The organism is Vibrio chemaguriensis (assembly GCF_012275705.1).
Classification (GTDB): Bacteria; Pseudomonadota; Gammaproteobacteria; order Enterobacterales; family Vibrionaceae; genus Vibrio; species Vibrio diabolicus.
The window spans coordinates 129782-140606 of record NZ_SHOE01000013.1 but is presented as its reverse complement, the minus strand read 5'-3'; the positions used below and the strand labels follow the sequence as shown (position 1 = coordinate 140606).

The 10825-nt window shown below is 46.5% G+C and carries 5 protein-coding genes; all 5 read right to left on the bottom strand.

Going from position 1 to position 10825, the window contains the following annotated elements:
* Nucleotides 1–183 precede the first annotated feature (183 nt).
* The 5 genes from EX191_RS14035 to hrpB all read right to left on the bottom strand — a co-directional run bounded on the left by EX191_RS14035 (nt 184) and on the right by hrpB (nt 10804).
* On the bottom strand, nt 184–552 hold the full coding sequence (locus tag EX191_RS14035; protein WP_193447924.1) for a YacL family protein: 369 nt from the start codon (nt 550–552) through the stop codon (nt 184–186).
* Nucleotides 553–651: 99 nt separating this feature from the next.
* On the bottom strand, nt 652–3249 hold the full coding sequence (gene acnB / locus EX191_RS14030) for a bifunctional aconitate hydratase 2/2-methylisocitrate dehydratase (RefSeq protein ID WP_145473507.1): 2598 nt from the start codon (nt 3247–3249) through the stop codon (nt 652–654).
* A 268-nt stretch (nt 3250–3517) separates the two neighbouring features.
* Nucleotides 3518–5848: a patatin-like phospholipase family protein gene (locus tag EX191_RS14025; protein ID WP_193447923.1), complete on the bottom strand. Its 2331-nt coding sequence runs from the start codon at nt 5846–5848 to the stop codon at nt 3518–3520.
* A gap of 122 nt (nt 5849–5970) precedes the next feature.
* Nucleotides 5971–8343, bottom strand: a complete 2373-nt coding sequence (mrcB, locus tag EX191_RS14020) for a penicillin-binding protein 1B (protein ID WP_193447922.1) — start codon at nt 8341–8343, stop codon at nt 5971–5973.
* Nucleotides 8336–10804 (bottom strand): ATP-dependent helicase HrpB, encoded by a 2469-nt coding sequence (gene hrpB, locus EX191_RS14015; protein ID WP_193447921.1) that lies wholly within the window; start codon nt 10802–10804, stop codon nt 8336–8338. The genes mrcB and hrpB overlap by 8 nt, the downstream gene beginning before the upstream one ends.
* Nucleotides 10805–10825: the final 21 nt, after the last annotated feature.

Genomic DNA, 10825 nt, shown 5'->3' with positions numbered 1-10825 from the left:
CACCTTTTTCACCCAATTTCTTCTAATAATGATTCGACTTTTTTTATTTTATTTTTTTTTTTGATTTTTTTTTTCAGATGTGTATAAGAGACAGCATATATATAAACAAAAAGGGCGCACCATATCGGTGCGCCCTTTTCACAAATTTAAAGCAACAGAAGGAAAGTTACCCAAAACTGTGCACTAAATGTTCAAAAAGTCTTTCCATCGCTCGATAAGCATCATGAAGTCCTCTATTCCACAGCTTGCTGTACTTTCTGCATTGTAGAAATCGAATTCACTCTCCATCTCAACATCATGGTCATGGGCCAATGCGTTTTCTTGCACTAGGACTTCATCGCCCAGAATCATCAAGCTAATTTCTGTACCTGTTAGGTTATGCTCTTGAGAAGGCGCTGAAAATGACTGCTCAATTAGCTTTTCAACCTGAGCAATCTTCATAGGATCTTTGCCAATTTCTTCTTGTAGCCAGCGCCCAACAATCTCATGCCCCATGCTGCATTTTACGTAGTACTCGCCCATCAACGTGTTACGGATGAATTCAAATTCCATCGAGATTGCCTTTTCGTATCAATTTGGTGCGGAGTATAGCGAATTGCGCCCATAAAAAAAGCACCTCGTTTGAGGTGCTTTTTAATTGTGCAGTTAAACTTATGCAGGCTCTTGGAAGATCACTTCATCCGCTTTCTTGGTGTACTGATCCATTTTATGGAAGTTCAAGTAGCGGTAAGTATCTGTAGCGGTTGCATCAATTTGCTTCGCATACTCCAAGTACTCTTCTTTGGTTGGAATCTTACCAAGGATTGCACCTACGGCAGCTAGTTCCGCAGACGACAGGTAAACATTCGCACCAGTACCTAGACGGTTCGGGAAGTTACGCGTTGAGGTCGACATCACTGTTGATTTGTCTGCAACACGCGCTTGGTTACCCATACACAGTGAACATCCTGGTGTTTCGATTCGAACCCCTGCACGGCCAAAGATACCGTAATAACCTTCTTCCGTTAGCTGATCCTTGTCCATCTTCGTTGGCGGAGCGATCCATAGACGAGTTGCAAGCTGTCCATTGAACTTATCTAGCAGCTTACCAGCAGCGCGGAAGTGACCGATGTTCGTCATACAAGAACCGATGAACACTTCATCAATCGCTGTGCCTTGTACTTCAGACAACAAGCGAGCATCATCCGGATCATTCGGTGCACATAGTACTGGCTCGTTGATTTCAGCCATATCGATTTCAATCACATGTGCGTATTCAGCATCTTTATCCGCTTGCATTAGCTCAGGATTTGCTAGCCACTCTTCCATCGCTGTAATACGACGTTCGATAGTACGGCGGTCACCGTAACCTTCAGAGATCATCCACTTCAGCATTACAATGTTAGAGTTTAGGTACTCTTCGATCGACTCTTGCGACAGTTTCACAGTACAACCTGCCGCAGAACGCTCAGCAGAAGCATCAGAAAGCTCAAATGCTTGCTCAACTGTTAGCGTTTCTAGGCCTTCAATCTCAAGGATACGGCCAGAGAATTCGTTGATCTTGCCCGCTTTTTCTACCGTTAGTAGACCTTGCTGAATCGCGTAGTAAGGGATGGCATGAACAAGGTCACGTAGTGTGATACCCGGTTGCATTTCACCTTTAAAGCGAACCAAGATTGACTCAGGCATATCTAGTGGCATAACGCCTGTCGCAGCAGCAAAGGCAACCAAACCCGAACCTGCTGGGAATGAAATACCTAGCGGGAAACGAGTATGTGAGTCACCACCAGTACCAACTGTATCCGGTAGTAGCATACGGTTTAGCCATGAGTGGATAATACCGTCACCCGGGCGAAGAGATACGCCACCGCGGTTCATGATAAAGTCCGGAAGTGTGTGGTGCGTGTTTACGTCTACTGGTTTTGGGTACGCAGAGGTGTGACAGAAAGACTGCATAACAAGGTCAGCAGAGAAGCCCAAACACGCCAAGTCTTTAAGTTCATCACGAGTCATAGGGCCGGTAGTATCTTGCGAGCCTACTGTCGTCATCTTCGGCTCACAGTAGGTACCAGGGCGAATGCCTTCTACGCCACACGCTTTACCAACCATTTTCTGTGCAAGCGTGTAACCCTTGCCAGAATCTGCAATTTCACCAGGTTTACGGAATACATCCGAAGGCTCAAGACCTAGCGATTGACGCGCTTTGTCTGTCAAACCACGACCGATGATCAATGGGATACGACCGCCAGCACGAACTTCATCAATCAGTACTTCCGTTTTCAGCGAGAACTCAGCTAAAACTTCACCTGTTTCGTGATTACAAACTTTACCTTCATATGGGTAAACATCGATAACATCGCCCATGTTGAGCTTAGTCACGTCAACTTCGATTGGTAGTGCGCCCGCATCTTCCATTGTGTTGAAGAAGATAGGTGCAATTTTACCACCAAGTACATAACCACCAGCACGTTTGTTTGGAACGTAAGGGATATCATCTCCCATGAACCAAAGTACTGAGTTGGTTGCAGATTTACGTGAAGAACCAGTACCAACAACATCACCAACGTAAACCAATTGGTGACCTTTTTCTTTCAATTCTTCAATTTGCTTGATCGGACCAATATTGCCCGGTTGATCAGGATTGATGCCTTCACGCTCGTTCTTCAGCATCGCAAGTGCGTGCACTGGGATATCAGGACGAGACCAAGCATCAGGTGCAGGTGAAAGGTCATCCGTGTTCGTTTCACCTGTTACTTTAAATACAGTTAGAGTGACTTTTTCTTCAAGCTTAGGCTTAGAAAGGAACCACTCAGCATCAGCCCATGACTGAAGTACTTTTTGTGCATGCGCATTGCCTGCTTTTGCTTTCTCTTCTACGTCATAGAAAGCATCAAACATCAGCAGCGTATGAGACAGCGCTTTTACTGCGATCTCTGCCAGTGCTTCATCATCCAATAGCTCAACTAGCGGCTCGATGTTGTAGCCACCTTGCATAGTGCCTAGCAGTTCAGCCGCTTTTTCACGACTCACTAATGGTGATTTAACTTCACCTTTTGCTACTGCTGTTAGGAAACCCGCTTTTACATAAGCAGCTTCATCAACACCTGGAGGGATACGGTTTTCAAGTAGGTCAAGAATGAACTCTTCTTCACCTTGCGGGGGATTTTTCAGAAGTTCTACAAGTCCAGCAACTTGTTCTGCGTCTAGCGGTTTAGGAACAACTCCTTCAGCAGCACGCTCTTCGACGTGTTTACGGTAGGCTTCAAGCACGACTTTTTCCTCTCATTGCGGTTCCTCCTCTATTATTACTATTGTTAAAGTAAAGGAGTGAACATCCTTGGAAACTTGGCTCTCCATTGCCCTTGTTTTCATTCAATTATGATTGAGAAACAGCGCCGTAGAGGCCAAACTGTGGGCAAAATAATAGCAAATTTAACCTTAAATTAAAATCTTATCATTTTGACCAACATAGCAACTTACGACTAAAGTTCTGCTAATTTTGACCAAATATGCCAAGTTTTTGCTTTCTCATGCCCGATTAATTAAACGATGTTCCTACGATCAAATACACAGCATCCAAATCTTGCTCGGTACGACCGTATGCCAACATTATTGGTCCTATTGGTGAGTCAACACCAAAGAAGATGGAGCCAGCATTGTAAAGTGGCGCTTCGTTTAGTTTCAGATCATTATCTGACCAAACTCCACCGTATTCCACTGATGCACCGAGGTAGACTGGCGCTTCAAATAGTCCAAAGTCATTGTCGAACCATTTGTATCGGTACACCAAGCTACTAAAAAACAGGTTCTGTCCAATCAAGCTATTTCTTGGGATGCCAGATAGGTTTAAAAAGCCGCCTAACTCTCTCGGATCAAGTGGAACCGATGAATTTTTACTTTCTACAAAGCTATATTCTGCATGTCCGACTAAAGTATGACGCTGATGACTGACCGCACCTTTGAATCGCGCGGAGATTTCATACACAGTATCTTCAATCATCTTTTCCGTGTCGAGCAGAGTGATGCCTTCCGGACTCTTGTCATGAGATACGAAATATTCAAGATCGACCAGCAGTCCGCGAGTAGGAAATGCAAAATCATCAAGCGTATCGAGTCGATAGCTCGCAAATATACCTTTGCGCTCGAAGTCTAGCTGCCCTGCCGAGGCCAAGGTAGACAGCTCAATATCTCCTGTAGAGTAACGAGCACCAAGGCGCAACTCTTGCCATAACGTAGGTTGAATGCCAATCGCCAGTTCTGAAGCAAAGTCATTATAGGAAACGGGTAAGAAGTCGTTAACTGAGCTGAGGTCCGGGTTTTCAAACTCGCTAAAAGGTAAGTTTCTATCTTCACTGCTGTATCCAACACGGCCAGCAACAAAAAGCGTTTGGCTAGATAAAACAGGCGAATACAACTCAGCTTCTATCAGCTTATCCGTGCCCATTTCTACGTTGAACGCCAACTCTGCACCATGCGAGTTTAAATTAGTAAAATTGGTCGACATACCGATGCCGTATTGGCTATCCGTATCGAAGTCATCTTCAAGGAAAAATCGAAAGTTAACGTAATTCGGCCCCCACGACTTTTCGTTAACATCAAAAACCAACAATGTCTTACCATCAACATCTTCAAAGTGGTAAGTGATTAACTCAAAACGATCCAACGCATAGAGATTTTCAACGGCTTTTTCTATTTCAGCCGTTGGAATACGACGACCTGTTTTCAATTGGATACGGTTGGTAAGTAATACATCACTGTAGTGGGTGTTATTCACTATCACAATGTCATCAACAATGCGTTTATCACCGTAAACCAGCGTCTTACGTACCTCTTGCTTGTGATCAATGTACTTTTGGTATTCTGCGTTCGATAAACTTAGACCAAGCAGCTTATCTTCAAGCTGCTTGGTAATATCGTAGCCCGCTTGAAAAGCCCAAGGCATTTTGTCGAACTCGACCGTTTCCATGGTGCCCACATTGGGACGAATATAAATATCTTGTGGTTCAAGCTCGTCCACTTGCTGTTGCGTACTGCGACGAACTAGGTAATTAGAAAGTTGATCCGCTACAGTAAACAGCCCGGTAAACTCATCTTCGGTTTTGTAGTCGGTGCTAATATCGACAGCAATAACAACATCAGCCCCCATGGCGCGAGCCACATCGACAGGCATGTTATTGACCACGCCGCCATCGACAAGCATATGGCCATTGAGCTTATAGGGAGGAAGCGCTCCTGGTACAGACATGCTAGCCATCATGGCGTCCACAAGGTAGCCATTGCCAAGAACCACTTCCTCTAGCGCAAGAATATCTGTCGCCACAGAGCGATAAGGAATGGCAAGATCATCAAAAGAATCGAATCGCCCTAAGTTCCCTGTAGTCTCACGCAATACGCGCAACATGTTCTGGCCTTGCACGACACCCGTTGGGGCACGAACCTCACCAAATCTTAAGCCGAGGTCAGTGTTAATTTGATAGCGGTCTTCATACTCTTTATCACGAACTCGGCGTTGACTACGGTCGACACGATCTCGATAACCACTGCTCCAATCGACGGTGTAGATAAAACTTTCAATTTCATCAGCGCTCATCCCCGTTGCATAGAGACCACCAACATAAGCGCCCATACTGGTGCCCGTTACGATATCGACCGGGATCTGCATCTCTTCTAACGCTTTGAGGACGCCGATATGCGCAGCGCCTTTTGCTCCGCCACCGGCGAGCACAACTGCCACCTTTGGACGAGGCTCCACGTCATCCGTTTTTGCTAGAGAGTTGGCGAGGGAAACTGAAGGAGTGGTGATCAAAAAGGCACTAACCCAAAGCGCGAAATGGCGAGTCGACGGGCTTGATAACAGCTTTTTGAACATTCACTTCTTCCTTTGTTGAATTTCTTATCAAGTAGGGCGTGCTAGCAGCACCGCACTAACACGCCCTAATATGTACTAAGAATTGACCAGAGAGACAAGCTAATGTTGTTGATTTGGCGATGCTACCAATCAAATAAGCTGTTAAGCCAGTTTGATTTCTTCTCACACTGCTGCTTTATTTGACCCGTTTTATCCCAAACTGGCAGTTTATAATCACTACGACAGTTCATTTCTAAACCACCATCTGATGTCGGCTTAAATCCTAACGTGGTGATCTCTCTTGGCCATGGAAGCTCTAAACGCTCAGGAATGCGTTGCTTCAAATACTCTGCGTACACTCGTAATGCACCGCTCGATCCCGTTAGATGAACCGGTTTGTTATCGTCGCGGCCTAGCCAAATTGTCGTCACTTCACGGCCATCAACACCGACAAACCAGCTATCGCGGTTATCGTTACTGGTACCCGTTTTTCCTGCCAGTGCAGCCCAACCAAACTGGCTTTGTAAGAAGCGGCCTGTACCTTGAGCAACCCCCTGTTTCATCGCGTAGGTCGTTAGCCATGCTGCTTGCTCATCCACGGCTCTTGATGAACGAGGCAAGGATTGATACAGCACATTACCTTCCATATCCATCACTGAACGCAGAGCGGTCAGTTTCGCACGTTTGCCTGAGTTCGTCAGTGTCTGATACATCTGCGCGACTTCAAACGGCGTCAAAGAAAACGAGCCCAAAAACATCGAAGGCACTGGGCGGATTTCGTCTTTGTTGACGCCCAAACGTTCTAAAGTATTGGATACTTCTGGGATACCAAGCGCCATGCCTAAGCGCACAGTTGGCACGTTGAGTGACTTCGCTAAAGCAATGTAGAGTGGCACATCACCACGATATTTTCGGTCGTAGTTACGCGGTGTCCATACATTACCTTTACTGCTTTTCAGGCTTAGCGGCGTGTCGTGCAGCGTCGTGCCTAGGTTATATTTTTCCGGTTGTTCTAAAGCCGTCAAGTAAATCGCTGGTTTAACTAGAGAACCAATTGGACGACTGGCATTGAGCGCGCGGTTAAAACCTTCATAACCAACACGTTTACCGCCAACCATGGCACGGATTTCACCACTATGACGATCAACCGCGACTGCAGCGGCTTCTAATTCTTTACCGCCTCGTTTAGCTAGCTCCGGGATCTTTTTCGCGATGGCTTGCTCCATTTTGCTTTGCGATACCGGATCCAGAGACGTAAACACGCGCAGCCCGGTTTCCGCTTTAAATCGCTCCCCCACTTTTTCTTTCAATTCAATGCTCAATTGTTGGAAATAAGCGGGCTGACGGCTCGCGATACGTGGTTTGCTCTGCGTATCAAGCGAACGACTGACGGCTTGCTCATACTGCTCAGATGTCAGCATGTTTTGCTGCATCAACAAACGTAATACAAGATCGCGGCGCTCTTTCGTGCGCTCAGGGTAACGAATTGGATTGTAGTAAGATGGTCCTTTTACCATCCCAACTAACATCGCCAGTTGATCGATTCGCAGCTCTTGGATCGGTTGTCCAAAGTAATAACGTGATGCCAAGCCAAACCCGTGGATCGCTTCACCACCGCTTTGCCCCAAGTACACTTCGTTAAGGTAGGCTTCCAAAATACGATCTTTGCTGTAACGGTAATCCAAAATTAACGCGATATACGCTTCTCGAACTTTACGCCACAGCGTTTTATCACGGGTCAAAAACAGGTTTTTCGCTAACTGCTGAGTTAGCGTACTACCACCTTGAACAGTACGACCCGCTTTAATGTTTGCAACCATTGCTCGTGCAATCGCGAGTGGAGACACCCCATCGTGTTGATAAAAACCCCGGTCTTCGGTCGCAAGCAGTGCATCAACTAAAATTTCTGGGAACTGATCACGACGCAAGAACAGACGCTGCTCATCTTGATCTTTCTCCAGCATACCCAACATCTTAGGCTCTAAGCGTAAGTAACCAAGATCGCCTCGGGACTCTAAAGACTGAATACGCTGTAAGCCAGAATCTGAAAAATGGAGCATCACGTGACGATCCGGTTCAGGACCATCGGCAAATTCAAATGGACGACGGATCAGCTCAATACGAGTGGAAGAAGAAGAGTACTCACCAGGATAGCGAGGCTGACTTACCTTACGGTAATTCAGTACATCCAGCTCGTTGCGCAGTTCTTGAATGGTGATATTTTCACCCGGATTTAAGTTCAAGATGCGAGCATAAACCACCGTTGGCAGTTCAAACAGCTGACCTTCAAAGCGCTCTTTCACGACACTATCTAAGTAAATCCCAACAAACAGCAAAACAGCGGCAAGCGCAACACCGGCTTTCCAGCTAAATGACCACAAAACTTTCAGCCACGAACGTTTCTCGTTAGCCGGCTTTTTACTCGGTGTGCGTCGAGTCGGTTTTGTCGTTCCTTTATTGGTTGTACTTTTCTTCGCTGGCGCTTTTTTCGCGCTAGGCTTTTTGCTGTTAGTCATTATTCAATTGTCTTTTTGTTTTCGTAGTTGCTACATGATTGGCAGGATCATCTGGCCAAACGTGTTTTGGGTAGCGCCCTTTCATCTCTTTTTGAACGTCTTTATAGCTTCCGTTCCAGAAAGCCGCCAAGTCAGACGTCACTTGCAGCGGACGTTGTGCCGGCGAAAGCAGTTCAAGCACTAAACGCTTGCGACCAAGCGCTACCGTAGGGGAGCCACTCTCACCAAATACCTCTTGCATACGCACCGATAATTTCGGCTCATGGCCATACTGGTAACGGATACGCTTCTTTGAACCTGTAGGCAGTTGGTAATGCTCTGGTAACCATTCATCCAGCTGTTGATTGAGTGGCCAACCTAATCGAGCGTTCAGCGCCTCGACCAAGTTTATCTTGCTCAAATCGTTAACCGAACTGACGGACGTCATGTACGGCTCTAACCACTCTTCTAATGAATCCAACAAACTGGCTTCATCAAACATTGGCCATGATTGCTCGGGTAACCATTCCACCGCACAACGAACCCGAGCCAACAAGCTCTCCGCTGCCGGTGTCCAGTTTAGACTCTGTAAGCCCTGGCGGCGGACATACGTGAGTAAAGCTTGTGTCATTTTTTCTTTGCCAGGGCTTGGCAAAGGCTCGCGTTCAACCACCAGCTGACCGAGTTTTGTTTGTCGCTCAGCCATTAGACGCCCTCTTTTTTCATCCCAGTCTACAACTTCTTCAGACGAAAATAGCGCTTCAAAGGTCGCTCGCAATATATTGACATCCAATTCACATGCCGAATGAATTTGACTGGAGTTAGAATGAGAACGCATTAAGTCAACGGCAACCAAATAGTCACAGCCACCTAGCATGTCTTCCTGACGACATTCTGCACCATGACCATTAGCCAAAGTAAATCGCCCAAATTGATTTGTGCGCTGCTGCGCAATGCGATCTGGAAATGCCAAACTTAACACCAGCGGTAATGCTTCTTCATCCACGCCTTTCAGGTCAAATACCGTATCCAATTTGTACGCTAGAGATTGAGCACGCTTGAACAACAGCGACTTTTTTGGATGAGTACCAACAAGCCAACGATGCAAGCTATGAGCGATATTGGTAACGTTTCTCTCTGGCTCTTCAATCAGTGCGACCGCCGCCAAAGCAGCATTTAACATCTTATCACTGTAAGATTGCGCTTTAATTAGCATCGCAGCCGCACGAGGCTCAACGCCTAGTTCATGCGCCTGTTTTCCTTCGGACGTTAATTGCCCTTTTTCCGTCAGTAGTCCCAATGACACCAATAGCTGCTTAGCTTGTTCCAATGACGGATTAGCGGGAACATCAAGCCACTTGAGATCGTGGATATCACTCGCTCCCCAAAAGGCCAGCTCCATGACTAAGCTCGATAGATCGGAATGCAAAATTTCAGGTTGGGGAACCAGCGGTTGCTGCTTGAACTGACTTTCAGAATAAAGACGAACACAAATGCCCTCTTCGATCCGCCCTGCTCGTCCTGCACGCTGAATCGCTGAAGACTGTGCAATGCGTGTTTGCTCTAAGCGTGTTAAACCGTTTTTCAAATCAAACCGGGCAATACGCTCTAACCCAGAATCAACCACAAGGCGAATGCCTTCAATCGTCAGTGAAGTTTCTGCGATGTTGGTCGCGAGTACGACTTTACGCTTGCCGTGTTCTGCCGGCGTGATGGCTTTTTGTTGCTCAGTAAAGCTCAGTTGCCCATAAAGCGGACACACTTCAATATCATCCGCCAAATGAGATAAACGTTCTTCGACTTGTTTAATGGCCCCAACGCCCGGTAGGAAAGCCAACAAAGAGCCGGACTCTTTGTTCATAAGACTTTCTATTGTTTTTGCCATACTCGTCGGTAAATGATCATTCACACCTAACGGTTGGTAACGCATTTCTACGTCGAAACTGCGTCCTTCTGATTCAATGTAACAGGCTTCCGGCAACAACGACTGTAAGGCTTGTTGATCAAGCGTTGCCGACATTACCACCAGCTTGAGATCGTCTCGCAATGCCTCTTGAACTTCTAAACTGAATGCCAAAGCGGTATCGGCATGAATGCTGCGTTCATGAAACTCATCAAAGATCAGCAGATCAACACCATCCAGTTCAGGGTCAGTTTGAATCATCCGAGTCATGATCCCTTCAGTCACGATCTCCAACTGCGTTGCAGAACTTACCTTTGCCTCGCCACGAACTCGATAACCCACGCGTTGCCCTACTTGTTCTCCCAATTGCTCAGCAAGATAACGGGCAATGTTACGCGCCGCGAGTCGTCTTGGTTCGAGCATGATGATTTTTCCAACAACCGAATGGTTTAAGAGGAGCTGTAAAGGGAAGTAGGTCGACTTACCGGCACCAGGCGCCGCTTTTAAGATCACTTGATGTTGATTTTTGACCGCCGTCAGCAACTCAGGCATCACGGCTTCAATCGGCAATTGTGACAAAGGAAATACCTTATGGTGTAA

Coding starts and splice junctions, on each gene's coding strand:
- EX191_RS14035 (WP_193447924.1), bottom strand. CDS start 552: ATGGAATTTGAATTCATCCGTAACACGTTGATGGGCGAGTACTACGTA.
- EX191_RS14025 (WP_193447923.1), bottom strand. CDS start 5,848: ATGTTCAAAAAGCTGTTATCAAGCCCGTCGACTCGCCATTTCGCGCTT.
- mrcB (WP_193447922.1), bottom strand. CDS start 8,343: ATGACTAACAGCAAAAAGCCTAGCGCGAAAAAAGCGCCAGCGAAGAAA.